This window comes from Agromyces marinus (genome assembly GCF_021442325.1).
Taxonomy (GTDB): Bacteria; Actinomycetota; Actinomycetes; order Actinomycetales; family Microbacteriaceae; genus Agromyces; species Agromyces marinus.
Window position 1 is genome coordinate 24,090 of sequence record NZ_CP087879.1, and the last position, 24,827, is coordinate 48,916.

Annotated in this window: 21 protein-coding genes and 2 tRNA genes; 9 read left to right on the forward strand and 14 right to left on the reverse strand. The window is 70.0% G+C overall.

All coding sequences use genetic code 11. From position 1 onward, the window contains the following. Positions 1-14: 14 nt before the first annotated feature. The 8 genes from DSM26151_RS00135 to DSM26151_RS00170 all read right to left on the reverse strand — a co-directional run bounded on the left by DSM26151_RS00135 (position 15) and on the right by DSM26151_RS00170 (position 10,307). The gene (locus DSM26151_RS00135; RefSeq protein WP_234660364.1) at positions 15-1,691 is read right to left on the reverse strand and encodes a serine/threonine-protein kinase; all 1,677 of its coding nucleotides are present in this window, start codon (positions 1,689-1,691) and stop codon (positions 15-17) included. Next, positions 1,688-3,142: a peptidoglycan D,D-transpeptidase FtsI family protein gene (locus DSM26151_RS00140; protein WP_234660365.1), complete on the reverse strand. Its 1,455-nt coding sequence runs from the start codon at positions 3,140-3,142 to the stop codon at positions 1,688-1,690. Before DSM26151_RS00140 ends, DSM26151_RS00135 begins: the two co-directional genes overlap by 4 nt. Further along, on the reverse strand, positions 3,139-4,470 hold the full coding sequence (locus DSM26151_RS00145; RefSeq protein ID WP_234661916.1) for an FtsW/RodA/SpoVE family cell cycle protein: 1,332 nt from the start codon (positions 4,468-4,470) through the stop codon (positions 3,139-3,141). The genes DSM26151_RS00140 and DSM26151_RS00145 overlap by 4 nt, the downstream gene beginning before the upstream one ends. A 55-nt stretch (positions 4,471-4,525) precedes the next feature. After that, complete coding sequence (locus tag DSM26151_RS00150) at positions 4,526-5,755, reverse strand: PP2C family protein-serine/threonine phosphatase (protein WP_234660366.1); 1,230 nt, start codon at positions 5,753-5,755, stop codon at positions 4,526-4,528. Positions 5,756-5,758: 3 nt separating this feature from the next. Continuing rightward, a complete protein-coding gene (locus DSM26151_RS00155; RefSeq protein ID WP_234660367.1) occupies positions 5,759-6,280 on the reverse strand; it encodes an FHA domain-containing protein FhaB/FipA in 522 nt (173 codons plus the stop codon). Then, positions 6,277-7,011, reverse strand: coding sequence for an FhaA domain-containing protein (locus tag DSM26151_RS00160; protein ID WP_234660368.1), 735 nt, complete (start codon positions 7,009-7,011; stop codon positions 6,277-6,279). Before DSM26151_RS00160 ends, DSM26151_RS00155 begins: the two co-directional genes overlap by 4 nt. Positions 7,012-7,110: 99 nt before the next feature. Then, positions 7,111-9,633, reverse strand: coding sequence for a glycoside hydrolase family 65 protein (locus DSM26151_RS00165; protein WP_234660369.1), 2,523 nt, complete (start codon positions 9,631-9,633; stop codon positions 7,111-7,113). Then, positions 9,630-10,307 (reverse strand): HAD family hydrolase, encoded by a 678-nt coding sequence (locus DSM26151_RS00170; RefSeq protein WP_234661917.1) that lies wholly within the window; start codon positions 10,305-10,307, stop codon positions 9,630-9,632. Before DSM26151_RS00170 ends, DSM26151_RS00165 begins: the two co-directional genes overlap by 4 nt. Before the next feature lie 331 nt (positions 10,308-10,638). Between DSM26151_RS00170 and DSM26151_RS00175 the strand changes: the two genes are divergently transcribed. The 3 genes from DSM26151_RS00175 to DSM26151_RS00185 all read left to right on the forward strand — a co-directional run bounded on the left by DSM26151_RS00175 (position 10,639) and on the right by DSM26151_RS00185 (position 12,491). Beyond that, a tRNA-Leu gene (locus DSM26151_RS00175) sits at positions 10,639-10,725 on the forward strand. A 279-nt stretch (positions 10,726-11,004) separates the two neighbouring features. After that, a complete protein-coding gene (locus DSM26151_RS00180; RefSeq protein ID WP_234660370.1) occupies positions 11,005-11,220 on the forward strand; it encodes a helix-turn-helix domain-containing protein in 216 nt (71 codons plus the stop codon). Further along, entirely contained in the window at positions 11,217-12,491 is a 1,275-nt protein-coding gene (locus DSM26151_RS00185) for a type II toxin-antitoxin system HipA family toxin (RefSeq protein ID WP_234660371.1), read from the forward strand. Before DSM26151_RS00180 ends, DSM26151_RS00185 begins: the two co-directional genes overlap by 4 nt. A gap of 14 nt (positions 12,492-12,505) precedes the next feature. Here the strand turns inward: DSM26151_RS00185 and DSM26151_RS00190 are convergent, their stop codons facing one another. From DSM26151_RS00190 to DSM26151_RS00205, 4 genes are all read right to left on the reverse strand, one after another. Beyond that, the gene (locus tag DSM26151_RS00190; RefSeq protein ID WP_234660372.1) at positions 12,506-13,045 is read right to left on the reverse strand and encodes a YaeQ family protein; all 540 of its coding nucleotides are present in this window, start codon (positions 13,043-13,045) and stop codon (positions 12,506-12,508) included. Positions 13,046-13,252: 207 nt separating this feature from the next. Continuing rightward, positions 13,253-13,888 (reverse strand): TetR/AcrR family transcriptional regulator, encoded by a 636-nt coding sequence (locus DSM26151_RS00195; RefSeq protein ID WP_234660373.1) that lies wholly within the window; start codon positions 13,886-13,888, stop codon positions 13,253-13,255. A 17-nt stretch (positions 13,889-13,905) separates the two neighbouring features. Continuing rightward, positions 13,906-15,207, reverse strand: a complete 1,302-nt coding sequence (locus tag DSM26151_RS00200) for an ABC transporter permease (RefSeq protein WP_234660374.1) — start codon at positions 15,205-15,207, stop codon at positions 13,906-13,908. Then, positions 15,204-15,881 carry an ABC transporter ATP-binding protein gene (locus DSM26151_RS00205; RefSeq protein WP_234660375.1) on the reverse strand — a complete coding sequence of 226 codons (678 nt, stop codon included), beginning with the start codon at positions 15,879-15,881 and terminating at the stop codon, positions 15,204-15,206. The genes DSM26151_RS00200 and DSM26151_RS00205 overlap by 4 nt, the downstream gene beginning before the upstream one ends. Before the next feature lie 228 nt (positions 15,882-16,109). Here DSM26151_RS00205 and DSM26151_RS00210 point away from each other — a divergent pair. Further along, a tRNA-Gly gene (locus tag DSM26151_RS00210) sits at positions 16,110-16,185 on the forward strand. On the opposite strand, the gene DSM26151_RS00215 is transcribed toward DSM26151_RS00210, so the two are convergent. Beyond that, the gene (locus tag DSM26151_RS00215) at positions 16,174-16,881 is read right to left on the reverse strand and encodes an SOS response-associated peptidase (protein WP_234660376.1); all 708 of its coding nucleotides are present in this window, start codon (positions 16,879-16,881) and stop codon (positions 16,174-16,176) included. The two genes, DSM26151_RS00210 and DSM26151_RS00215, sit on opposite strands and share 12 nt — an antisense overlap. Positions 16,882-17,117: 236 nt before the next feature. Here DSM26151_RS00215 and DSM26151_RS00220 point away from each other — a divergent pair, with 236 nt between their 5' ends. Then, entirely contained in the window at positions 17,118-18,890 is a 1,773-nt protein-coding gene (locus DSM26151_RS00220; protein ID WP_234660377.1) for an LVIVD repeat-containing protein, read from the forward strand. A gap of 101 nt (positions 18,891-18,991) precedes the next feature. Here the strand turns inward: DSM26151_RS00220 and DSM26151_RS00225 are convergent, their stop codons facing one another. Continuing rightward, positions 18,992-19,645: a DUF305 domain-containing protein gene (locus DSM26151_RS00225; RefSeq protein ID WP_234660378.1), complete on the reverse strand. Its 654-nt coding sequence runs from the start codon at positions 19,643-19,645 to the stop codon at positions 18,992-18,994. 202 nt (positions 19,646-19,847) lie between these two features. On the opposite strand from DSM26151_RS00225, the gene DSM26151_RS00230 reads away from it, so the two are divergent. From DSM26151_RS00230 to DSM26151_RS00245, 4 genes are read left to right on the forward strand one after another with little or no spacing between them, the layout of a single operon-like run. Next, positions 19,848-21,170, forward strand: coding sequence for an ABC transporter substrate-binding protein (locus tag DSM26151_RS00230; RefSeq protein WP_234660379.1), 1,323 nt, complete (start codon positions 19,848-19,850; stop codon positions 21,168-21,170). Between the two features lies 1 nt (position 21,171). Then, on the forward strand, positions 21,172-22,140 hold the full coding sequence (locus DSM26151_RS00235; RefSeq protein ID WP_234660380.1) for a carbohydrate ABC transporter permease: 969 nt from the start codon (positions 21,172-21,174) through the stop codon (positions 22,138-22,140). Next, positions 22,137-23,078 (forward strand): carbohydrate ABC transporter permease, encoded by a 942-nt coding sequence (locus tag DSM26151_RS00240; RefSeq protein WP_234660381.1) that lies wholly within the window; start codon positions 22,137-22,139, stop codon positions 23,076-23,078. Before DSM26151_RS00235 ends, DSM26151_RS00240 begins: the two co-directional genes overlap by 4 nt. Then, positions 23,075-24,802 carry an amylo-alpha-1,6-glucosidase gene (locus DSM26151_RS00245; protein ID WP_234660382.1) on the forward strand — a complete coding sequence of 576 codons (1,728 nt, stop codon included), beginning with the start codon at positions 23,075-23,077 and terminating at the stop codon, positions 24,800-24,802. Before DSM26151_RS00240 ends, DSM26151_RS00245 begins: the two co-directional genes overlap by 4 nt. Positions 24,803-24,827: the final 25 nt, after the last annotated feature.

Genomic DNA, 24,827 nt, shown 5'->3' on the forward strand with positions numbered 1-24,827 from the left:
GGCTGGTCGGGATGCTACTGGATGCTCACCTGCGCGGCGGGCGAGAACGGCGAGTCGAGCTGACCGCAGAAGTAGCGATACGTGACCTCGAACGCCTCGGAGCCGGCCTGGACGTTCACGCTCGTGGTGCCGGGGCCGACCGGACTGGGAGCCGTGGCATCCGCCGTGACGGCGACCTCGTAGCCGCTGAGCTCCTGGCCCGACGGGCAGGACGCGGCCGGCCAACTGACCTGCACGATCCCGCCGGCTGCGACGTCGGCCGGATTCACGGTCGGGGCGGAACCCGGAGCGCTCGGCGTCTCGGGCTGGCCGAGGTAGGTGACCGTGATCGTCGAACCGATCGCCACCGGGCCGCTCGGGTTCACGTCGGTGACGGTGTTCGCCTGGTCGGGGGTCGTCGCGGGCCCACCCTCCCTGGCGTCGACGACGAAGCCCAGGCCCTGGAGCTCGTTGCGCACGTCGTCGACGTTGCGGCCGAGGTACGCATCGCGGTCGACCTGTGCGGTCGTGGGTGCTTCGCTGGTCGGGGGCGGGGGCTCGCTGCTGGTCGACGGCGGAGCGGATGTCGACGTCGAGGTCGGCGGTCCGCTGGACGTGCTCGGGTCAGGGGACTTGCCGCTGTTGAGGGCGAACGCGACGAGGATGCCGATGAGCACGAGCGCGAGCAGGATGATGAGCACGATGAGCGGCCACGTCCACGGGCTGCGCTTCTTCTCCTCGGTCTCCTCCTCGTCGCCATCGGGGCCCGGAGCACCCGCAGGGAGCACGGTGGTCGCCGCGGTCGCGCCTGCCTGCGGCATGAGCATCGTCGCCGCGGTCGCGCCCGCCGCCGCACCGAGAACGGCGGGGACCGCGAGCGCGGCTGCCTGCACGTCGCCGCGCCGGAGCGCCGTCGCGGCGCGGGCGAGGTGGGCAGCGGTCTGCGGCCGGTCGGCCGGGTTCTTCGCGATGCACGAGTAGACGAGGTTGCGCACCGGCTCGGAGACGGTGACCGGGAGGTCGGGCGGGGTCTCGTTGATCTGCGCCATCGCGATCGCGACCTGCGACTCGCCCGTGAAGGGCCGGCGGCCGGCGAGGCACTCGTACGCGACGATGCCGAGCGAGTAGATGTCGGTCGTGGGCGATGCGGGGTGACCGGACGCCTGCTCGGGCGAGAGGTACTGCACCGTGCCCATGACCTGCCCGGTGGCGGTCAGGGGCACCTGGTCGGCGATGCGCGCGATGCCGAAGTCGGTGATCTTGACGCGCCCGTCGGGCGTGATGAGCAGGTTGCCGGGCTTGATGTCGCGGTGCACGAGGCCGGCCGCGTGCGCGGCCTGGAGCGCCGCGGCGGTCTGCGCGACGATGTCGAGGACCTTGTCGGTCGAGAGCACGTGCTCGCGCTCGAGGATCGTCGAGAGCGCCTCGCCGGGGACGAGCTCCATGACGAGGTAGGCGCTGCCCTCCTCCTCGCCGTAGTCGAAGACGTTCGCGATGCCCTCGTGGTTCACGAGTGCGGCGTGACGCGCCTCGGCGCGGAAGCGCTCGAGGAATCCCGGGTCGCCAAGGTACTCGTCCTTGAGGATCTTGAGCGCGACCTGCCGACCGATCACGAGGTCGGTGGCCTGCCAGACCTCGCCCATGCCGCCGATCGCGATCCGGGACTGCAGCTCGTAGCGTCCCCCGAAGGTGAGCCCAGCACTCGGTCTCATGTGTTCAGCACCGCCTCTAGTACCTGTTGCGCCAAGGGCGCGGCAATCAGGTTGCCGAACCCCTCCTGACCAAGCCCTCCGCCGTCTTCCACGAGCACCGTGATCGCGTACCGAGGGTCGTCGGCGGGGGCAAAACCCGTGAACCACAAGGTGTAGGGATCGTCCTCGCCGTTCTCTGCTGTACCCGTCTTACCGGCCACGCTGACGCCGTCTATTCTTGCATTACTCGCGGCACCGTTCTCGACGCCGTCGACCATCATCCCGGTCATCGTCCTGGCCGTCGATTCGCTGATCGCCCGGCCGAACTGCGTCGCATCGAACTCCTCGATCGGCCGGAAGTCCGGCGCGGTGATCGAATCCACCACGTCGGGGTTCATGACGACGCCGCCGTTCGCGATCGCCGCCGAGACCATGGCCATCTGCAGCGGCGTCGCGCGGACGTCGCCCTGGCCGATCCCGCTGAGCCCGGTCTGCGGTTCGTCCGGGTTCGGCGGGTACGTGCTCGCAGCCGTCGGCATCGGGATCTCGAACGACGAGTCGAACCCGAACTTCTCGGCCTGCGTGCGGATGGCGTCGTCGCCGAGTTCGAGCGCGAGCTCGACGAAGGGGATGTTGCACGAGAGCCGCAGCGCGGTCGCGAGGGTCACCTCGGAGCCGCCTCCGCACGTGCCGCCGCCGGAGTTGCGCACGACCGAGCTCGTGCCGGGGAGGGTGAGCTCGCCCGGGTTCGGGAACGTGGAATCCGGCGTGTACTGGCCGGATTCGAGGGCGGCGGCGGTCACGACGAGCTTGAACACCGAGCCCGGCGGGTTCATGTCGCCGCCGGTCGCGCGGTTGAACAGCGGATCCGAGGGGTTCTCGACGAGCGACTGGTAGGTCTGCTCGACCTCGTCGCCGTCGTGCACCGCGAGCGCGTTCGGGTCGTAGGTGGGCTTGGTGACCATCGCGATGATCCGGCCGGTCTTCGGTTCGGTCACGATGATCGCGCCCGTGTAGTCGCCGAGCGCGTCCCACGCGGCCTGCTGTGCGACGGGATCGATCGTGACCTCCACGGAGGCGCCCATCGGGTCCTGACCGGAGATGAGCCGGTTGAGGGAGTCGAAGAACTGGGATTCGCTGCGCCCGCTCAGCTCCGCGTTGAGCGCGGCCTCGAGTCCGGTCGGCTCGCCGTTGACCGGGATGAACCCCGTCACCGGGGCGTACATCGGCCCGTTCGAGTAGATGCGCTGGAACTTGTAGTCGTCGTCGGAGGGCTCGGAGAACGCGATGGGGTTCCCGTCGACGAGGATCGGGCCGCGCTCGACCGAGTAGCTCTGGTACAGGGTGCGGGCGTTGCGCGGGTCGGCTGCGAGCTCGTCGGCCTGGACGTACTGGATCACGCTCGAGGCGCCGAAGAGTGCGAGGAACATGAGGAGCGCGACGATGGTCACGCGCTTGAGTTCGCGGTTCATCCGTCGATCACCAGCCTCGGGTGGTTGCGCACCGTGTCGGAGAGTCGGAGCAGCAGGGCCACGATGATCCAGTTCGCCACGAGCGACGAACCACCGGCCGCGAGGAACGGCGTGGTGAGCCCGGTCAGGGGGATCACGCGCATGACCCCGCCGACCACGATGAAGACCTGCAGCGCCAGCACGAACGACAGGCCCACGCCGAGCAGCTTGCCGAAGTCGTCCTGGCCGGCGAAGCCGATGCGGAACCCGCGTGCGACGAAGAGCACGTAGAGCGCGAAGATCGCGAACAGTCCGGCGAGGCCGAGCTCCTCGCCGAGGCTCGCGATGATGTAGTCGGACTGCGGGACGGGTGTAAGGTCGGGGCGGCCCTGGCCGAGGCCCGTGCCGATGAGCCCGCCGTTCGCGAGACCGAACAGGCCCTGGACGAGCTGGAACGACCCGCCCTGCGCCTCGTACACCGCCGGGTCGAACGGGTCGAGCCAGTTGCGGAACCGGTTGCCGACGTAGTCGAGGGTCTGGCTCGCGATGATGGCGCCTGCGAAGAACAGGCTCAGTCCGAGCACCACCCACGAGAGCCGGCTCGTCGCGACGTACAGCATCACGAGGAAGAGCCCGAAGTACAGCAGCGCCGTGCCGAGGTCGCGCTGGAAGACGATGACCGCCATCGACAGGGCCCAGACGACCAGGAGCGGTCCGAGGTCGCGCCCCCGCGGGAAGCGCATCCCGAGGAACTTGCGCCCGACCATCGACAGCGAGTCGCGGTTGCGCACGAGGTAGCCCGCGAAGAAGACGGCGAGGGCGATCTTGGCGATCTCGCCCGGCTGGAAGGTGGCGATGTCGCCGATCCCGATCCAGACGCGCGCGCCCCCGCGGGTCTGGCCGAGGCCCGGGACGAGCGGCAGCAGCAGCAGCACGATCGCGACGAGCCCGGACAGGTAGGTGTACCGGAACAGCGTGCGGTGGTTCCGGAGCAGCAGGATCGTGGCGATCGCCGCGATGATCGCGATGGCGCTCCAGACGATCTGCCGGACGGACGCGCTCTCCCATCCCGAGTCGCCGAAGGCGATGTCGATGCGGTAGATCTCGGCGATGCCGATGCCGTTGAGCACCGTGGCGATCGGCAGCAGGAACGGGTCGGCGTCGCGTGCGACGAAGCGCATCGCGATGTGCAGGCCGATCACGAGCACCGACAGGCCGGCCCCGAGGAGGACCAGCTGCGTGTCGACGCGGCCGAGCGCGCCCAGCTGGACGAGCACGATCGCCCCGGCGTTGATCACGCACGCGACGATGAGCAGCCCGAGTTCGAGGTTGCGCAGCTTCTGCGGCATCCGGATGCGTCGCACCGACGCCGTGGCCGAAGGAGGCTGGGTGGTCGCGTTGCGGTCAGTCAACGGACTCCTCCAATCGGTTCACGATCCGGAACGCCTCGTCGAGGGTGCCGGCGGTGATGGTCTGCTCGACGCGCTCCTGGTCGTAGGTCTTGAGGTCGGCGATGTCGACGGATGTCTCGGAGTGGAGCTCGTGCAGCGAGATGGGGCCGAGGTTCTGCTGGATGCCCTGGTAGATCGCCACCCGACCGTTGTACTCGCCGACGTAGTACCGCGTCTGGGTCCACTGGTAGGCCAGCGCGAACGCGGTCACGATGGCCGCGACGAACAGCGTGATCCAGACGCCCCAGACGATCTTGCGGCGGCGACGGCGGCGCTCGTCCTCTTCGATGAGTTCGTCGAAGAACTCGGCCGAGTCCGGTTCGAAGTGGGTCTCCTGCACGGGGTGCGGGCGGAACGGTGCGAGGAAGATCCCCCCGCGACGCGAGGGCTCGGGTGTGCCGAAGGCGAGCGGGGCGGCGGCGGAGCCGACGATGAGCGGCGGCGTCTCCGGGGCGGGCGGGTCGCCGATGTCGACCAGGACGACCGTGACGTTGTCCGGCGCCCCGCCGTCGAGTGAGGCCTTCACGAGCCGGTCCGCGACCTGCTTCGCGCCCGCGTCGGAGGCCAGCATGTCGTGGATCTCGTCGAACGGGACGACGCCGGAGAGTCCGTCCGAGCACAGCATCCACCGGTCGCCGGGGTGCGTGTCGATGACCAGCGTGTCGATCTCGGGGGAGGCCTCGACGTCGCCGAGCACGCGCATGAGGACGGATCGCCGGGGGTGGACCATCGCCTCCTCGGCCGTGATGCGGCCGGCGTCGACGAGTCGCTGGACGAACGTGTGGTCGGTCGAGACCTGGCTGAGCTCGCCGCCGCGGAGCAGGTACACGCGCGAGTCGCCGATGTGCGCGATCACGACGCGGTCCTGCTGGACGATCATCGCGCTGGTCGTCGTGCCCATGCCGGTGAGCTCGGAGTGCTCGGCGACCGTCTCCTCGAGCCGTCGGTTGGCGGCGAGCAGCGCCGACTCCAGAGCGGATGCCGCGTCGACCGCCGAGTCGTAGGCCGCGTCGGCCTCGGCGATGCGGCGGGTCGCGATCGCACTCGCCACGTCTCCGCCGGCGTGGCCGCCCATGCCGTCGGCGACGAGGAACAGCCGCCGCCCCGCGTACCCGGAGTCCTGGTTGTTCGACCGGACCCGGCCGACGTGCGAGACCGCTGCGCTCGCCTTGACGTTCGCCATGGGCTACCGCCGCAGCTCGAACGTCGTCGCTCCGACCTTGACGGTGGCTCCGAGCGGGATGGAGGTGGGCACGGTGACTCGGGAGCCGTTGAGGAACGTGCCGTTGGTGGAGTCGAGGTCCTGGATCATCCAGGTGCCGTTCCAGAGCATGAGGCGGGCGTGGTGGGTCGAGGTGTAGTCGTCCCGGATGATGATCGCCGAATCGGCCGACCGGCCGATCGTGATCTCGTCGCGCCCGAGCGGGAACTCAGCGCCGGCCTTCGCGCCCGACGTGATGACCAGGCGCGAGGCGTTCTCGGCCGTGGCATCCTCGCCGCTCCCCGAGCCCGGTGCGGGTGACGCGGCCGGGGTCGGCGCACCCGCGCCCGCGGCCCCGCCGGCCGACGCGCCGGCCGGCTCGGCCTGGAGCTTGCGCACGCGCTGGCCGAAGAGGTCGCTGCGCAGGGCGTAGACGATCGAGAACACGAACACCCACATGAGCACGAGGAAGCCCAGCTGCAGGACGAGCAGCGTCAGTTCACTCATCGCCCGGCCCCCGGGTACCCGTCGCGCGGCGAACCGGCGCGGCGATTGACGGCGGTGTCGGTCGGGTCGGCTTGGGCGAGCACCCGGAACACGATACGCGAGCGGCCGATGGTGATCACCGAGTCGGGCTCGAGGACGGAGTCCTTGACCGGCGACCCGTCGAGTTCGGTGCCGTTGGTCGACCCGAGGTCGCGGACGCGGGCGCGCTGGCCGTCCCACTGGACCTCGGCGTGCCGGCGGGACGCACCGGAGTCGTCGAGGGTCAGGTCGGCCTCGCTGCCGCGGCCGATGACCGTGCGGCCCTTCAGGATGGGATGCCGCCGGCCGGCGACGTCGAGTACCGGCGTCCAGGCGACGCGGCCCTTGACGTTGTGGGAGTCGATCTGGACGAGGCCCTCCGACAACGCGGGGTCGGCGTGCAGGTCGATCTGGATGCCGCCCGCGAACTGGAAGTGCTGGCTCGCCGCGTGCTTCTGCACCAGATCGACGAGTTCGTCGATGAGGGCCGGGCCGAGCGCGGTCATCCGCTGGTGGTCGGCAGCCGACATCCGCACCGTGAACCGGTTCGGCACCAGCACGCGGTCGCGCGAGACGACCGCGGCCTTCGTGTCGATCTCGCGCTTGAGCGCGGCCGTGATCTCGACCGGCTGCAGCCCCGAGCGGAAGGTCTTCGCGAACGCGCCGTTCACGACGCGCTCGAGACCCTTCTCGAAGTTGTCCAGTAGGCCCACAGGTCTCCCGTCCGGTGCGGTTTCCGCCTCACATGCTAGCCGCAGCCGGTGCCAACCCGCCCGGGGCCGGCGCGCGGCGGCCGCGGCGCCCGGGTTCGATCAGTCGAACGTCGGCGGCGCGTCCTCGTCGTCGATGTCGAGCGACAGCGTCGGGATCGACGCGGTCAGGAGCGTGCCGTCGGCGCGGCGCGAGCCGCGCACGTCCTGCATCGTCGGCGCCCCGACCCGCCGGGCTCCGTGGCCGTCCAGCGGCACGCTGACCGGCGCGCCCCTCGAGACGAGCGCCTCGGTCCCGCGGACGTTCAGCGTCAGCGCGGCATCCGCTTCGCCCGATTCGATCTCGAACCGGATCGCGTCCTCGGTCAGGTCGACGCGGACCCGCACCCCGCGGATCGTGAGCCGGAACGTCAGCCGCCGCCACCCGTCGGGAAGCCGCGGGTCGAACGTGAAGCGGCCCTCGTGATCGCGGAAGCCGCCGAAACCGGACACGAGTCCGGCCCAGACCCCGCCCGTCGAGGCGACGTGCACGCCGTCGGCGGCGTTGTGGTGCAGGTCGGCGAGGTCGACGAACAGGGCCGAGCGGAAGTAGCGCAGGGCGAGCTCGTGGTAGCCGACCTCGGAGGCGATGATCGACTGCACGACGGCCGACAGCGTCGAGTCGCCCGTCGTGAGCGGGTCGTAGTACTCGAAGTCGGCGAGCTTCTCCTCGGTGGAGAACCGGTGGCCCTGCAGGTACAGCGCGAGCACCACATCCGCCTGCTTCAGCACCTGGAAGCGGTAGATCACGAGCGGGTGGTAGTGCAGGAGCAGCGGCATCCGGTGGTCGGGGGTGTGCTCGAGGTCCCACAGCTCCTTCTCGAGGAACGCGGCATCCTGCGGGTGCACGCCGAGCTTGTCGTCGAACGGGATGTGCATGTGCGCCGCCGCGCGGCGCCACCCGGCGACCTCGGCTGGCGTGACCCCGAGGCGTTCGACGAGGCGCTTGTGCGCATCCGGCTCGTGCACCTGGAGCCCGTCGACGGCGGCTGCCGCGGCCGCGAGGTTCGCACGCGCCATGACGTTCGTATAGAGGTTGTCGTTGACGACGGTCGTGTACTCGTCGGGGCCGGTCACCCCATGGATGTGGAAGACGTCGTCGGTGTTCGTGCGCCAGAAGCCGAGGTCCTCCCACATGCGGGCGGTCTCGACGAGGACGTCGATCGCGCCCCGGGCGAGGAAGTCCTCGTCTCCGGTGGCGCCGACGTACTGGCAGAGCGCATAGGCGACGTCGGCATCGATGTGGTACTGCGCCGTCCCGGCGGCGTAGTACGCGCTCGACTCCTGGCCGTTGATGGTCCGCCACGGGAACAGCGCCCCGCGCTGGTTCAACTCGAGCGCGCGCGCGCGGGCGGGCTCCAGCATCCGCTGCCGGAAGCGCAGGACGTTCCTCGCGACGTTCGGGGCCGTGTAGGTGAGGAACGGCATGACGTAGATCTCGGAATCCCAGAAGTAGTGCCCGCCGTACCCGGAGCCCGAGACGCCCTTCGCGGCGACGCCGCCGCCGTCGGTGCGTGCGGTCGCCTGCACGAGCTGGAACAGGTTCCACCTGATCGCCTGCTGCAGTTCCGGCTGGCCCTCGACCTCGACATCCGACCGGGCCCAGAAGTCCTCCAGCCAGGAGCGCTGCTGGGCGAACAGCTCGCCGACGCCGACCTCGGCGCCGCGGTCGAGCGTGCGGTTGCAGCGATCGACCAGTTCGCGCGCCGGGACCTTCCGGGCCGTGTGGTAGCTGATGAGCTTCGTGATGCGGATCGGCACGCCCCGCCGGGCACGGACCTTGTACGTGTGCTTGGCCAGGTCGTCGTCGATCGATCCGGACTCGGCCATCTCGTTGTCGGTCACGACCTGGTGCTGCGCGCCGACCGCGAGCGCCATGCCCGAGTTGGTCGTGTGGTAGCCGAGCACGTAGCGGCCGTCGTCGGTGCGCCGCTGCACGCGAGGCTGCAGCACGCGTTCGGTGAACGCCTCGGCCTTGCGCGGATCGAACGCGGTCGGCGCCTCGGTGACCCCGCCGCGGTACTCGTCGCGGCCGTCCTGGCGGTTGAGGATCTGGCTCGAGATGGTCACCGCGGCATCCGCATCGAGCAGTTCGACCTCGTAGTCGATGACGCCCAGGTGCCGGTCGGTGAAGCTCGCCATCCGGCGACTCGTGATGAGCACGCGCTTGCCCGACGGGGTGCGCCACTCGGTGCGGCGGCTCAGCACCCCGAGCCGGAAGTCGAGGCGACGCTCGTACCCCATGATCTCGGCCTCGGTGATGACGAGCGGCTCGTCGTCGACGTAGAGGCGGATGATCTTGGCATCCGGTGCGTTGATGATCGTCTGGCCGACGCGGGCGAACCCGAACGCCTCCTCGGCGTGCCGGATGGGCCAGGTCTCGTGGAAGCCGTTGACGAACGTGCCGTGCATGTGGCCGTCACGGCCCTCCTCGACGTTGCCGCGGAGGCCGAGGTAGCCGTTGCCGACCGCGAACAGCGTCTCGGTGCGGCCCATGTCGTCGACGCCGAACTCGGTCTCGACGAGCGCCCACTCGTCGAGCGGGAACCGGGTGCGGTTCAGCGGGTCGGTGTCGGCGAACCTCATGCGCTGCCCTCCTGCGGACCGGGCCGGCCCGCGACCGCGGGGACCAGTTCGTCGAGCTCGTCCACCACGACATCCGCTCCGAGTCGGGCGAGGACCTCGCGCCCCACCCCGCGGTCGACGCCGATCACGAGCCCGAACGGGCCGGCGGCGCCGGCGGCGACACCGGACTCGGCGTCCTCGATCACCGCGCACGCCTCGGTCGGCACGCCGAGCAGTTCCGCGGCGCGGACGAACGTGTCGGGCGCCGGCTTGCCCGGCAGGCCCTCGCGCGCTGCGACGATCCCGTCGACGACGACCTCGAACCGGTCGGCGAGCCCGGCGGCCCCGAGCACTCCGGGCGCGTTCTTCGAACTCGACACGACCGCGACCAGGCCGCCGGCGCGTTCGATCGCGTCGAGCAGCGCGACGCTCGCCGGGTACGGCTGCACGCCCTCCTCGGCCAGGGTCTCGTTGAACGCCGCGTTCTTGCGGTTGCCGAGCCCGTGCACGGTCTCGGCGGACGGCGGGTCTGCGACGTCGCCCTCGGGCAGGCGGATGCCGCGGCTCGCGAGCAACGACCGGACGCCGTCGTACCGCGGCTTGCCGTCGATGTGGGCGAAGTAGTCGGCGTCACCGTACGGTGCGGCCCCGCGCGCCGCGAGGAAGGGCGTGAACAGGCGCGCCCACGCGTGCATGTGCACGACCGCGGTCGGCGTCAGCACCCCGTCGAGGTCGAACAGCCAGCCGCGGATGCCGCCGAGGTCGACGCTGCGCGGATCGACCGTCGGGGTGGTGGAGGCGTCGCCGGGCGCCGGCGCGTGTGCGCGCGCGTCGCGGGAGTTGGTCACGGGCGATCCTTTCGGGTCTCGGTGGAGTTCGAGTGCGTGTCGGTCGGGCGCCGGTGCCGTCATGCAAGGCTATGCCCGCAGTCTGGACGAACGCGAGGACGCCGCCCCGGCGATTCGGCCGCGACATCCACCTGTGTTAGTCTCGGTTGGCTGGTTCGCACCCCGTGCGAAGTGGTATGCGCAAGTGGCGGAATAGGCAGACGCGCACGGTTCAGGTCCGTGTGCCCGTGAGGGCGTGGGGGTTCAACTCCCCCCTTGCGCACCACCAACGAGAACGGCTCGCATCCGGAGTGGATGCGGGCCGTTCTCTCATTCCGGCGACGCGGTTCGCGTCGGCGGGCTACCCCGCCCGCTGCTCCCGCCGCTCCTGCGCGTACCGCGGCGCCATCGACTCCAGATGACAGCTATAGCTGTCATTTCAGATGGAAATGATATCTTCAGCTTGCAGGGGAGGTGGATCGTGGTCACTCGGACGTCGGCGCGGCGGTCGCGGGCACTGCGCGAGCTCGGCGCGAACATCCGGCGCTGGCGGAAGCTGCAGGGAATGACGGCGACGAGCCTGGCCGAGCGCGCGTTCATCACCCGGGAGACCCTCCGCGCGATCGAGCAGGGCACTGGTTCACCCCGACTGGATTCGGTCATGTCGGTGCTGATCGTCCTCGGTATCGCCGACACCGTCGTGGCCGCTGCCGACCCGTACACCAGCGAGGCCGGCCGGGTCCGCATCGACGCGATCCTGGAATCCGGTGGTGAGGTGTGAGCGAGATCGAAGTCCACGTCGACGGCCTCGACGCCGAGCCTGTTCTCGCGGGCAGGCTGCGCCCGTCCTACACCGGCGCTCGGACGCTCGCAGGTTCGTCGTTCCAATACGACACCGGCTACCTCGCTCATGGGCGCGCATACGCGATCAGCCCGGAGCTCCCTCTCGTGACGGGGCGAGTGTTCACGGGGGAGGACCGCGCGATGTTCGGCGCCTTCACCGATGCCGCACCGGATGAGTGGGGCCAGAAGATCATTCAGGCCAACCATGCCCGCAAGCTTCAGCGTGACCCGTCGCTTCCCCGCAAGCTCGGCGCGTTCGACTTCCTGCTCGGCGTCTCGGACCACACCAGGATGGGCGCGCTCCGGTTCCGACCAGCCGATGAGCCGAGCGGGTGGCTCGCGGAGGACTCCGGCGTGGCGAACATGCGCGATCTGAGCCGCGTGTTGGACGTCGCGCGCCGATATGAAACGAACGAAGCCAGCGACGACGACATCGCCTATCTCTCCGACATCGCCACGAGCCCGGGCGGCGCACGCCCGAAGGCGAACGTGATCGATCGAGACGGGCACTTGGCCATCGCGAAGCTGCCGCACTCCAAGGACGGGCCGTTCGATGTCGAGGCGTGGGAGGCGCTCGCACTGAGGACGGCGACGAGGTCCGGGCTGAACGCCGCCCAGGCCGAGCTCGTACCCGCGAGCGCGCACCGGTCGATCCTGGTCTCCCGCCGTTTCGACCGCGAGGCCGACGGGCGTCGGATCGGGTACATCTCGGCAGCGACCGCGCTCGGGGTCGCCGAGCACGGCGGGCGCACGGAGACCTACGAGGACCTCGCCGAGACGATCTCCGAACTCAGCTCCGATCCGGCCGCCGACCTGCGCGAACTGTTCGGCCGGATCACGCTCAACGTGCTCGTGAACAACGTCGATGACCACTGGCGGAACCACGGGTTCCTGCGCACCGAGGACGGATGGCGCCTCGCGCCGGCGTTCGACGTGAACCCGTCGCGGATCCGCGGGGTGATCAGCTCCACGCCGATCAGCGCCGCCGACGACCCCAGGCAGCGCGACCTGCGCAACCTCATGGCCACCGCCGGCGCGTACGGATTGCGCGAGGCAGACGCTGCCGCGATCCTTCGAGCCGTAGGGGACCACGTCGCCGAGTGGAGGCACACGGCCGCGGACCTGGGCATCCCGGATTCCCAGGTCGCCGAACTGGCGAGCGCGTTCGATGCTGACCAGCTCGAGTACGCGATGGGCGCCTCGGACTGACGGGCTCCGCCCGGCTACCCCGCCCGTTGCTCGTGGATGCCCGTGCTGAAGCTCGACCCGTTGAGCTCGAGGTACATGTGGCGCTCCGTGATCGAGAGGGTCATCGTGTTCCGGCGTTCGAGTGCCGACGCGACGTCGTCGATGAAGCTCGCGTCGAAGCTGAAGAGCGGGATGTCCTCGGCATGGTGGATCCGCTTGCCCGCCCACGCCGCAGCGACCTTCGCGGGGTCGCGGTGGGTGTAGACGGCGGCGCGATCGGCGAGCTTCGCGCCGAAGTGGAGGCGCTCGGCATCCGGGGCTCCGACCTCGATCCACGCGGTCGTGCGCCCGGTCAGGTCGCGCACGAGCACCGCGGGCTCATCGGTCGCGGCGACGCCCTCGCTGAAGACGATGCCCTCCTCGTACTCGAGGCAGTACGCGAGCAGTCGGGTGACCATGAACGCGTCGGTCTCCGACGGGTGCCTGGCCATGCGAAGGGTCGGGCTCTCGTAGACGCCGCGGTCGACGTCCGCGAGTTCGACATCGAACGTGTGGATCGTCGCACCGAGGGCCATGGTCATCGAGCCTACGGGCGAGCGGGCGACCCCGTGACGCGGGCCGTCGGGGCCGACGCGCGCCGGTGCATGCGTCGAGCGTCCTACGCATCGTGGCGACCGTGGTCGGTGCGCAGGTGCATCCGCTCACGCTCCGACTCGACCCGCGCTCGGACTGAGTCGCGTCGCCCGCGGCAGGTCGCGGTCGCCGGTGGTGGCGTCGGTCGCTCACCCGAGCTTGCGGACCACGCGTTCGAGCTTGCCGGCGAGCCGCTCGGCGTCGAGGGCCGGTGCGGCGCCGTCGGCGGCGCGTCTGGCCCAGCTCATCCCGATGTAGCGCATGAGCCCGGCCAGCAGGTGCGTGATGATCTCGGCCTGCTCGGGGAGTTCGGCGAGCTCGTCCTCGTCCGCTCCGTCTCGGAGCGCGTCGTGGCGGAGCCGGAGCTCGAGGATCTGGCGGAGCTCGTCCTCGATCGCGGTGAGCCGCTCCATCTGCCGGGCGAGCAGGATGGGGTTCTGCGAGATCGCCTCGATGCGGCGGACGAGGAGCGAGGCGTCGGCCGGCAGCCGGTCCGGTTCGATCCGGACGAGCCCGGCCGCGCCCGCGAGGAGCGGGCCGTCCGAGACGATGTACTCCCGGGCGGCCCGCTCATCGATGACGGGCTCGTCGCTGCCGATGAGCGCGGCATCCTTCGTCTTGAAATGGTTGAAGAAGGTGCGCTGGCTGATGCCGGCGGCGTGGCAGATCATGTCGACCGTGACCTGGTCGTACCCGTGCTCCGTGACCAGATCGATCGCGGAGCGCTCGATCGCCGCGGTCGTCTCGGTGACGCCTCGGCGACGGGGCACGGGCTTGGTCGACATGATCCGCCTCCTGATCGTTACTCGTACCGTAGCGAGTCGATCGGGTCCTGGCGCGCGGCCCGGCGGGCCGGGAGCACGCCCGACAGGAACGCGACGAGCATGATCACGAGGATCACGGCGATCACGTTGACCGGGTCGAACAGCAGGATCGTGAGCCCCGGCAGATCGGCCAGCGGTCCGGCCGACAGGGCGGACGCGATCCCGGTTCCGAGGCCGATCGCCGCGAGGGCGCCGATGGCGGAGCCGAGGAAGCCGATGACGACGGCCTCGAGGCTGAAGAGCGAGAACACCTTCCCGTTCGACATGCCCATGGCCTTCATGAGCCCGATCTCCCGCGTGCGTTCCTGCACGCTCATGAGCAGGGTGTTGACGATGCCGAAGGATGCCGCGAGCAGTGCGATCACCGAGAACGCGCTGAGCACGCCGATGATGCCGTTGATCACGGTCTGGATGACGCCGAGCTGGTCTTCGACGGTCATGCCGGTGAGCTCGACGTCGGCGAGCTGCTGCTTGACGGCGTCGACGTCGTCGGGCGTGACCTCGCCGCCGGGGCCGGTGCCGCCGAGGAACGCGACGGCGATGATGTAGACGTCGGGCTGCCCGGGGATCGACTGGGCGTCGGCGATCGCGTCCGTCGGGGCCTGGTTCATGCCGGCACCGGTGGCGAGCAGGCTCGTCCTGGCGATGCCGACGATCTCGACGTCGATGCTCAGGTCGGCCTGCGTCGCGTCGCGGTACCCGAGTTCGACGGTCTCGCCGATCGCGGCGTCGGCGTCGGCGAAGCCGAGGGCGTCGACGTAGTCCTCGGGCAGGACGATCTGGGCGGTGTCTGAGGCCTGGTCCAGTTGGTCTCCGGCGACGAGGTCGCTGCGGCCGATCGAGGAGGTGGGGTTGACCTCGAGTTCGAATCGTTCGTCGTCGCTGCCGCCGGACGGGGCGACCCAGTCGACGGCGATGGGCCGGACGGGGTCGACCCGGTCGACGCCGTCGACCGCTGCGATCTCGTCGAGGTCGTCGTCGTCGAGCAGGACTCCGGACCCGAGCGGGTTGGGCGTCGACGACTGCTGGCGCTGGTCGGGGTCGTAGGGGTTCGGGCCGTCGGTCGTGTCGGTCGACGCGGCCGGGAAGACCACGAGCACGTCGCCCGTGCTGATCGAGTCGACCTGCTTGCTGACGTAGTCGTTGACTCCGGTGCCGAGCGCCGTGGTCAGCGTCAGCGTGAACGCGCCGACGAAGAGGCTGAGCACCGTGAGCGTGGTCCGCAGCTTGCTGCGGAACGCGTTGCGAGTGGCGCTGGTGATGACATCCGCTGTTCTCATCGGTCGGTTCCGTTCACGATCAGGCCGTCGGCGATGGTGACCCGGCGGTCGCAGCGGGCGGCGAGGTCGTCGTCGTGGGTGACGACGACGAGCGTGATGCCGTGCTCGCGCTGGAGGCCGAAGAGGATGTCCTCGACCTGTGCGCCCGTCGCGGTGTCGAGGTTGCCGGTCGGTTCGTCGGCGAAGATCACGTCGGGCTCGTTCACGAGCGCGCGGGCGATCACGACGCGCTGCTTCTGGCCGCCCGAGAGGTCGTTGGCCTTGTTCTTCGCCTTGTCGGCGAGGCCCAGGGACTCGAGCACGGCCATCCCGCGGCGGGTGCGCTCGCGGGGCGGCACGCCGGCGACGAGCAGCGGCAGCGTCACGTTCTCGAGGACGGTCTGCTGCGCGGTGAGGAAGAACTGCTGGAAGACGAAGCCGAACCGTTCGTTGCGGATCCTGTTGACCTGCTTCTCGGGGGCGGATGCCGCGTCGGTGCCGTCGATCTCGACGGTTCCGGTCGACGGTCGGTCGAGCAGCGCGAGCAGGTGCATGAGGGTGGACTTGCCCGAGCCCGACTTGCCCACGATCGCGAGCGATTCGCCGCGGCGGACGTCGAGGGAGACGCCCTTCAGGGCGTCGAACCGGGATTGGCCGGTGCCGTAGGCCTTGGTCAGCGCGTCTGCGCGGAGCACGGGGGGAGCTCCGGCTGCGGGGATGGGGACCATGACTTCCTTTCACTGGATGCAGGACTTAGTTACAGTAACTGCAATTCAGTGCGTGCGAGCTGTGAGCCGTCGCCCGGGCACCCGAACGCGCGGAGCGTCACGCGTTCAGCACCGCTGGCGTCCACCGCGCTCCCCGGTCTCGGCTATCATCGTGCAGGCGGCCGGGAACGGCCGACGTGGACCGACAGGTCCGATGCGGATGTAGCGCAGCTGGTAGCGCGTCACCTTGCCAAGGTGAAGGTCGCGGGTTCGAACCCCGTCATCCGCTCCATGGCTCGATGAGCGTCGGGTCGTGCGGGTCGATGCGCCGGTGGTTGTTCACCCGTGGGTCGACCTCGTACTCCGAGATGGTCGGAGCGACCAGGTCGGACTGCGCGACGAGGAACTCGACCATCGCCGCAGCTTCGCCGGGCGAGAGCTTCGCGGGGTCGAGGTACCGGTCGACCGCGTCGAGCGGGAGGTACACCGGCATGCGGTCGTGCACCTCGCCCGACGCATCGCGCGCCTCGCGCGTGATGATCGAGGTCGAGACCTGCCACGTGCCGTCGTCGAGCTTGCGCGCCGTCGAGATGCCGGCCGCGGCGAGCAGCTCGTCGGAGCCGTGCAGGTAGTGCGCGCGCTTGCTCCCGGGCTCGCCCGTCCACTCGTAGTAGCCCCGCATCGGCACGATGCATCGACCGGAGGCGAACGCGCCCTTCCAGAGCCCGTTGGTCGCGACGGTCTCGATGCGGCTGTTGAACTGCGGGCGCTTCGAGTCCTTCATGAACGCGGGATGGAAGTCCCACCTCGCCGGCTCGAGGAGGCGGACGAACTCGCCGGTGTCGGGGCGCGCTCGTTCGCGCACGATCGGCACGGTGTCGGTCGGTGCGAGGCTGTACGACGGCTGCCAGTCGACGAAGCCGTTCTCGGCCTCGAAGACCGCGGTGAGGTCGTCGGCCTGCTGCGAGACCACGAATCGTCCGCACATCTCTGGCCCCCTTCGGGTCGCGAATGCCGCGAGCCTACGCCGCACCCCCGACGCCCGTCGCGGGCGGAGCGATCGGCGGCGGACTGAAACACAGCCTGTTGCAAATGCATCGGTATCGATAGCGTGTGAGGAAGAGATCGGCCCTTCCGGGCCGGCGAGCCGCCCGATGTCGAGCGGCTCGCTCGTCGGAGGGCGCCGATCGCGCATGAAACCATTCAGTGACGGAGGACCCAATGATGAGATCCGACCCCCGCCCGGTGAGATGGCGCAGACGCGCCCTCGCCGCCGCAGGAGCGCTCGTGCTCGGCACGTCGCTCGTGACGGCCGCCGCGGCATCCGCCGCCGACGATCCGCGCGAAGGCCTCGGCGGCGGCTTGTTCGACGCCGAGATCGCCGCGAGCGGCGTCGAACTGCTCGAGAGCCTGCCCACTCCCGAAGGCTTCAGCATCAACTCCGACCTCGCCTTCACCGGCGACAAGGCCGTGATGGGCAGCTACTCGGGCTTCCAGGTCTACGACATCTCCGACCCGGCGGCGCCGGCCCTGGAGACGGCGTTCCTGTGCCCGGGCGGCCAGGGCGACGTGTCGATCCACGGCGACCTGCTGTTCATGTCCGTCGAGCAGACGAGCGGCCGCATCGACTGCGGCGCCCAGGGCGCCGGCGGTGCCGTGAACCCCGACCGGTTCCGCGGCGTGCGCATCTTCGACATCAGCGACATCTCGAACCCGGTGCAGCTGCCGGGCGTGCAGACCTGTCGCGGCTCGCACACGCACACGATCGTGACCGACCCGGATGACACCGAGAACGTGTACATCTACAACTCGGGCACCTCCTCGGTGCGCTCGCCCCTCGAGCTCGCCGGTTGCTCGAACGCGGCGCTGACGACGGCGCCGGTCACCGAGGGCAACCCCACGCAGTGGCGCATCGACGTCATCAAGGTGCCGCTCGCGGCACCCGAGACGGCGGCGATCGTCAGCCAGCCCCGCATCTTCACGGATGCCGGGACGGGCGCGTTCAACGGTCTGCAGAACACGCTCCCGGGCAGCGCGCAGCACCCGAGCGGCACGACCTACTCGCCGACGCCGAACACCAACACGTGCCATGACGTGACGGCGTTCCCCGAGATCGGGCTGCTCGCCGGGGCCTGCCAGGGCAACGGCATCCTCGTCGACATCAGCGACCCGGTGAACCCGGTGCGCATCGACGCGGTCGCCGACACGAACTTCTCGTACTGGCACTCGGCCACGTTCAGCAACGACGGCTCGAAGGTCATCTTCACCGACGAATGGGGCGGCGGCTCGTCCGCACGCTGCCGCGTGACCGACCAGCCCGAGTGGGGCGCCAACGCGCTCTTCGAGATCGTCGACGGCAAGATGGAGTTCAAGAGCTACTACAAGCTCCCGGCCGTCCAGACGTCCGCCGAGAACTGCGTCGCCCACAACGGTTCGATCGTGCCGGTCCCCGGTCGCGACATCATGGTCCAGGCCTGGTACCAGGGCGGTGTGTCGATCTTCGACTTCACCGACACCTCGAACCCGGTCGAGATCGCGTACCTCGACCGCGGCCCGATCAACCCGGCCGGGCTGGTCCTGGGTGGCTACTGGTCGACCTACTGGTACAACGGCAACGTGATCGGCAGTGAGATCGCACGCGGCTTCGACAGCCTGGCGCTCACCGCGAGCGACATGCTGTCGGCCAACGAGATCGCCGCTGCGGGCGAGGTCCAGCTCGACGAGTTCAACGCGCAGACGCAGGCGATGCTCGTGAACGCGCCGAGCTTCGCCGTGGCCGGGTCGTACGTCGACCAGGCCGAGCGGGCCGGCGACCTCTCGGGCAAGGCGCTCACGCAGGTGCGCAAGCACCTCGCCGAGGCCGCGGCGCTCGAGGCCGACGGTTCGAGCGACCGTGCCGTGGTGGCACAGCTCGACAACGCGATCAAGAAGTCGGGCGCTTCGTCCGACTCGGACGTCGTGCAGGCACTCTCGGCGCTGAAGGCGACCTTCAGCTGATCCGAGCGGTGGGGAGGTCGAAGGGCCTCCCCACCGTCGCATGACGATGCCCGGCGGTCCGAGGACCGCCGGGCATCGTCATGTCGAGGCGCGGAGCCGGCCTACGAGTCGAGCTCCGCGAGCATCTGCTGCATGCGCGCGATCTCGATGCTCTGATCGCCCGCGACGTCGTTCGCGAACCGGCTGATCATGATCTCCATCCCGCCGCCCGCCGCGCGGAGGTCCTCGACCATCTCGAGTGCGCCGTTGTGGTGCTGGATCATGAACTGGAGGAACAGGCGTTCGAAGTCCTCGCCCTCGGCGGCTTCGAGTTGCTCGAGCTGCTCGGCGGTGAGCATGCCCGGCATGGTCTCGGCCGTGTGCGCCGCGTGGTCGCCGCGGAGCGGCGTGCCGCGGTCCTGCAGCCACTCGGCCATGAACTCGATCTCGGAGTCCTGGCTCAACCGCATGCGTTCGGCGAAGAGCCGCAGATCCCGGTCCGTGGTCCGCTCGTCGACCCATCCGGTCATCGTCACGGCCTGGTCGTGGTGCTCGATCATCATCTGCATGAAGGTGATGTCGGCCTGGATGTGCTCCGGCGGCTCGATCTCCGCGGCCTCCTCGGGTGAGAGGGTGCGGTTCTCCTCTCCGGGTGCTCCGAGCTGGACGACCGGGCTCGAGGACTCGGGGGAGTCGCTCCCGGTCGTGCACGCGGTCATGCCGAGTGCGATCAGGAGAACTGCCGCCACACCGTAGGCGCGGGTCGTTGCCGCCATCCGAGTACCTCATCCACGTCGAAGGGAACCGCCGGGCCGCGAAGCCGTTCGCGCCGCGGGTCACGTCAGGCTAACCCGGATCGGGGGCATGCGCGAACGGCGGGTGCGACGCGATCCGGTGCGCCGTTGCCGAATCGAGACTTGACCGCTGGCGCATTCTGTATACAAAATACTGAGTGCCGGAATGGGCCGGCGATACCCGATGACGGAAGAGGTGGGCGCGATGCGCCGTGCGAACTCAATGACGAGACGTCTGCTCGCGATCGGAGCGGTCGGCGCGATGACGGTCGGACTCGCCGCATGCAGCGGTGGTGGAGGGGCAGACGACGAGAACACCGTCGTCTGGTCGACGTGGGGCACGGCGGAGGAGCTGACCCGCTACAAGGAGTTCAACGAGGACTTCATGGAGCGCCACCCCGACATCACCGTGAAGCTGCAGCCCGTGGCCGGCTACGGCGACTACCACTCCAAGCTGCTCGCGCAGCTCACGAGCAACACCGCGCCCGACGTCTTCTACCTCGGTGACGACCAGATCGGCCAGTTCGTCGACTCGGGCAGGCTCATGCCGCTGACCGACCTCATGGAGTCCGACGCGTCCAAGACCAAGCCCGAGGACTTCTTCCCGGGCCTGTTCGGCGCCGCCGAGAAGGACGGCGAGTACTACGCCGCCCCGAACGACTCGAACCCCGACGTGCTCTGGTACGACAAGCAGGCGCTCGAGGCGGCCGGAATCACCGACGACCCGGCCGAGCTCGCCGAGAACGGCGAATGGACGACCGAGGCGTACCTCGAGATGAACGAGAAGCTCAAGGACGCCGGCCTGACCGGTTCGATGTTCTGGAACTACTGGGCCACCCACTGGAGCTGGCTGTCGTCGCAGGGCGTCGCGGCACCGTACGACGACTCGGGCGCATTCGTCGCGAACACCGACCCCGAGGCGGTCGCGGCGGTCGACGAGCTCGGCGGGCTCTTCCAGGACGGCACGTTCGTCGTCGCCGACACCCTCCCCGATGGCGCCGGCGCCGACAGCCTCTTCGTGACCCACAAGGCGGGCTTCTTCGTGCAGGGCCGCTACACGATCGGCACCGTCGAGTCCGCGGGCGAGGCCGAGAGCTACGACATCGTCCGCTGGCCCACGCCCGACGGGCAGGAGGCGCCGACCGGCGTCGCGACCTCGTACCTCGCGATCAACGGCGACACCGACGCGACCGACGCCGCGTTCACCTTCTGGACCGAGTTCCTCTCGGCCGAGGGCCAGACCTTCCGCCTCGAGGGCGGCGGCAACGCGGTCCCCTCGATCAAGGGCGCCGACGAGGTCGTGCTCGAGGGCGGCTACCCCGCCCACGCCGAGACCTTCCTCCACATGCGCGACATCGGCTTCGAGGACTACGCCGCCGAGGCCCGCATCCCGAGCCTCTCGACCGACGTCAGCGAGCTGTTCCTCAAGCTGTACGAGGGCAAGGCCGACGCCCAGGGCACGCTCGACGCGATCGCAGCCCTCGTCGCGGAGAAGTCGGGCAGCTGACGTGAGCGACCTCGCCACCGGTGAGCGGATGCCGCAGGCTCAGCCTGCGGCATCCGCCCCCGCTCACACCCCGCGGCGCGAGTCCGCCTGGCGGCGCCGCGACCGACGCTGGGGGTACGTCTTCGTCGGGCCGCAGCTGTTCGGCATGGGCCTGTTCGTCGTGCTGCCCTTCGCGGCGAGCCTCGTGCTCGCGTTCGCGAGCTGGGACGGGCTCGGCGAGCTGAGCTGGGTCGGCCTGGCCAACTTCTCGGCGCAGCTCCAGGACGAGCTGCTGTGGCGATCCGTCCTGAACACCCTCATCATCGCGGCCGTCACGGTGCCGATCGGGCTCGGCCTCGCGGTCGTGATCGCCGTCGCACTCGAGCGGCTCAAGACGCGCACGCTCTACCTGATCCTGTTCTTCGCGCCCGTCATGACCTCGACGGTCGCGGTCGCGATGATCTGGCAGCAGATGTTCCGCGCCGACGGGGTGCTCTCCACGACGATCGCCAACGTGTTCGGCATCGCCCCGCCCGACTGGCTGCAGGACCCGAAGCTCGCCCTCCTCGCGGTGTGCATCGTCGCGATCTGGGCCTCGCTGGGCCTCAACGTCGTGATCTTCCTCGCGGGCCTCCAGAACATCCCGCCGTCGGTCATCGAGGCGGCGCGCATCGACGGCGCCGGCGCGTGGCGGCTGTTCACCGCCATCCGCTTGCCCCTGCTCTCGCCGATCGTGTTCTTCTCGTCGGTCGTCGCGTTCATCTCGTCGTTGCAGACCTTCGACATCGTCTACGTGCTCGTCTCCAACGCCGGGCCCGACAACGCGACCCGCACGATCGTGTACCACATCTACGATCTCGGCTTCGGCCGGTTCGAGTTCGGCCCGTCGAGCGCCGCGAGCATCATCCTGCTCATCCTCACGCTCATCATCACGGCCATCCAGTTCGGCGCACAGAAGCGCTTCGTGCACTACGAGGACGGCGCATCATGACGATCGCGAACCCCCGACTGATCGACGGCACGCAGGACCCGCCGACCGACTCGACGGTCGCGCTCAGCGCGCCCGGGCACCGCCCGTCGGCGCAGCGGACCGGCGCGGGCCGGCGCCGAGCGACCAAGGTCGTGCTGCACGCGCTGCTCATCCTCGGCGGCATCTCGATGGTGTTCCCGTTCGTGTGGATGCTGCTGACCTCGTTCAAGACGCTGCCGCAGCTCCTGCAGGACCCGCTGGCCTTCGTGCCCTCGCCGTGGACGTTCGAGAACTACGCCGAGGCGTGGAACGCGGTGCCGTTCGGCCAGGCCTACGTCAACAGCATCTACATCGCCGCACTCGTCGTGGTCGGCACGCTCATCACGGCCTCGATGGCCGGGTACGCGTTCGCCCGCATCCGGTTCCGCGGCGCGAAGACGCTGTTCATCGTATTCCTCGCGACGCAGATGATCCCCGCGCAGGTCACGCTCATCCCGTTCTACCTGCTCATGACGCAGCTCGGCTGGGTCGACTCGCACCTCGCGCTCATCGTGCCGGGCATGATGGCGAACCCCTTCGCCGTGTTCCTCATGCGCCAGTTCGTGCTGTCGCTGCCGAAGGAGCTCGAGGAGGCGGCGCTCGTGGACGGCGCCGGGCGGTGGCGGATCTTCTGGAGCGTCGTGCTGCCGAACCTCAAGCCCGGACTCGCAGCGCTCAGCATCATCACCGCGCTCAGCGTGTGGAACGCGTTCCTGTTCCCCCTCGTGCTGCTGAATACGCCCGACCTGTTCACCGTGCCGCTCCTGCTGACCTCGTTCCAGGGCCAGTTCGGCTCGATCAACTACGGGCTCGTGATGGCCGCGTCGGCGATCTCGACGATCCCGATGCTCATCGTGTTCGTGATCGGGCAGCGCCGGATCCTGAACAGCATGGCCGCGTCCGGGCTGGGTGGCCGATGAGCGCGATCGGCGCGCGGGAGCGCGCGGTGGTGGGGCGAGCGGATGCCGCGGCCGCCGCGGCACGCGCAGGCGAGCACCTCGACCTGATCCGGGCCCCGTTCACGCTGCCGCGCTCGCGCATCCTGGTGTTCCGCGACGGCGATCGCCTGCGCGTGCACACGTCGGAGTACGAGCGGGGGCTCGAGGAGTGCGTCGTGCTCGACACGCTCCTCGTGCGCGATGCAGCGGGTGCCCCGCTCCCCGTCACGCGGGTGCTGCCGCATGCGATCGAGCTCGGCGACGGTGCGGCGACGATCACGTTCGCCGGGATGTCGGCGCTCAGCATCGGCGCGCCGGACGGCGACGCGTCGACGCAGCTCGCCGTCGACTGGGTCGCCCGGCCGGGGGAGGCGAGGCAGTCGCTGCCGCTCGGCGGGCGGCACGCGGCATCCGTTCTCGTCTCGGTGGCAGCCGACCGCACGGTCGACCTCGCGCCGTCCGGCGACCACTCCGCACACCTCGACGCGACCCGGCGGACCTGGCTCGACTGGTTCGCGAAGTGCCCGGTCGTGCGGGAAGACCTCGCCGGCATGGCGGCGTTCTGCTGGTGGGTGCTCGGCGGGAACATCGTCGAACTGCCGCAGCTCGGCGATGCGCGCGCGGTCGTCCCGTCGAAGATCGGCTACGTCGGCCTCTGGCAGTGGGACGCCTACTTCATCGCCGTGGGCCTGCGCCACGGCGACCCCGAGCTCGCGCGTGAGCAGCTCGACCTCGCGCTGCGGTTCCCGACCCCCGACGGGCAGCTGCCCGACGTCGTGCACGAGCACGGGGTGCTCGCCTCGAGCGACGACCTGCCCGTCTCGGACCGCGACAACCTCCGCCGCGCCGGGTCGGCCGTCGCCGACCCCGACGTGCCCGTGCCGCTCACCAAGCCGCCGCTGACGGCGTGGGCGCTGCGGAAGGTGCTCGAGGTCGAAGCCGCCGACGATTGGGCGCGCGGGCACCTCGACGTGCTCCGTCGGTCGCAGGACTGGTGGTTCGAGCACTCCGACCTCGACGGCGACGGGCTGCCCGAGTACGGGCACCCGTACTCCTCCGGGCTCGACGACAGCCCCGTCTTCGACGGGCCGCTGCCGACGACGACGCCCGACCTCGCGGCGTACCTCGTCCGCCAGGATCTGGAGCTCGCCGAGCTCGTCGAACAGCTCGGGGTCGAGGGTGCCGAGGCGGCGGCATCCGCTCACCGTGGGCGCGCTGCGCGGACCCTCGACCGGCTGCTCACCCTGTGGGACGACGATCGCGGGGCGTTCCGGTCGCTCGCGGCGGGCCGCCCCGTCGCGAGCGACACCGTCGTCGGCCTCATGCCGCTGCTCACCGGAGCACTGCCGAGTGGGATCGTCGACCGGCTGGTCGCGGCCATCGAGGACCCCGAGCGATTCGCAACGCCGTGGCCGATCCCGACGGTCGCCGTCGGCGACCCCGACCACTCGCCGCAGCGCATGTGGCGCGGGCCCGTCTGGGTCAACACGAACACGCTCGTCGCCGAGGGGCTGGCCCGGTCCGGCCACCCCGAGCGAGCCAGGCGGCTCGCCGAGCGCACCGTCGATCTCGTGGTGCACGGCGGCGGCCCGCACGAGTATTTCGACCCCACCACGGGCGAGCGCGCACGCACCGCGACGACCGCGTTCGGCTGGTCGGCCGCCCTGTTCATCGACCTCGCGGTGGCGCTCTCGGCTGAGGGCTGAGCGCGACCGCATCCCGGCCGCGCCA

Bases quoted from the DNA above. Each gene is read 5' to 3' on its own strand.
- DSM26151_RS00135 (WP_234660364.1), bottom strand. From the start codon at position 1,691: ATGAGACCGAGTGCTGGGCTCACCTTCGGGGGACGCTACGAGCTGCAG.
- DSM26151_RS00140 (WP_234660365.1), bottom strand. From the start codon at position 3,142: ATGAACCGCGAACTCAAGCGCGTGACCATCGTCGCGCTCCTCATGTTC.
- DSM26151_RS00145 (WP_234661916.1), bottom strand. From the start codon at position 4,470: ATGCCGCAGAAGCTGCGCAACCTCGAACTCGGGCTGCTCATCGTCGCG.
- DSM26151_RS00150 (WP_234660366.1), bottom strand. From the start codon at position 5,755: ATGGCGAACGTCAAGGCGAGCGCAGCGGTCTCGCACGTCGGCCGGGTC.
- DSM26151_RS00155 (WP_234660367.1), bottom strand. From the start codon at position 6,280: ATGAGTGAACTGACGCTGCTCGTCCTGCAGCTGGGCTTCCTCGTGCTC.
- DSM26151_RS00165 (WP_234660369.1), bottom strand. From the start codon at position 9,633: ATGAGGTTCGCCGACACCGACCCGCTGAACCGCACCCGGTTCCCGCTC.
- DSM26151_RS00170 (WP_234661917.1), bottom strand. From the start codon at position 10,307: ATGCACGCGTGGGCGCGCCTGTTCACGCCCTTCCTCGCGGCGCGCGGG.
- DSM26151_RS00180 (WP_234660370.1), top strand. From the start codon at position 11,005: ATGACGGCGACGAGCCTGGCCGAGCGCGCGTTCATCACCCGGGAGACC.
- DSM26151_RS00190 (WP_234660372.1), bottom strand. From the start codon at position 13,045: ATGGCCCTCGGTGCGACGATCCACACGTTCGATGTCGAACTCGCGGAC.
- DSM26151_RS00195 (WP_234660373.1), bottom strand. From the start codon at position 13,888: ATGTCGACCAAGCCCGTGCCCCGTCGCCGAGGCGTCACCGAGACGACC.
- DSM26151_RS00200 (WP_234660374.1), bottom strand. From the start codon at position 15,207: ATGAGAACAGCGGATGTCATCACCAGCGCCACTCGCAACGCGTTCCGC.
- DSM26151_RS00215 (WP_234660376.1), bottom strand. From the start codon at position 16,881: ATGTGCGGACGATTCGTGGTCTCGCAGCAGGCCGACGACCTCACCGCG.
- DSM26151_RS00220 (WP_234660377.1), top strand. From the start codon at position 17,118: ATGAGATCCGACCCCCGCCCGGTGAGATGGCGCAGACGCGCCCTCGCC.
- DSM26151_RS00225 (WP_234660378.1), bottom strand. From the start codon at position 19,645: ATGGCGGCAACGACCCGCGCCTACGGTGTGGCGGCAGTTCTCCTGATC.
- DSM26151_RS00230 (WP_234660379.1), top strand. From the start codon at position 19,848: ATGACGGAAGAGGTGGGCGCGATGCGCCGTGCGAACTCAATGACGAGA.
- DSM26151_RS00240 (WP_234660381.1), top strand. From the start codon at position 22,137: ATGACGATCGCGAACCCCCGACTGATCGACGGCACGCAGGACCCGCCG.
- DSM26151_RS00245 (WP_234660382.1), top strand. From the start codon at position 23,075: ATGAGCGCGATCGGCGCGCGGGAGCGCGCGGTGGTGGGGCGAGCGGAT.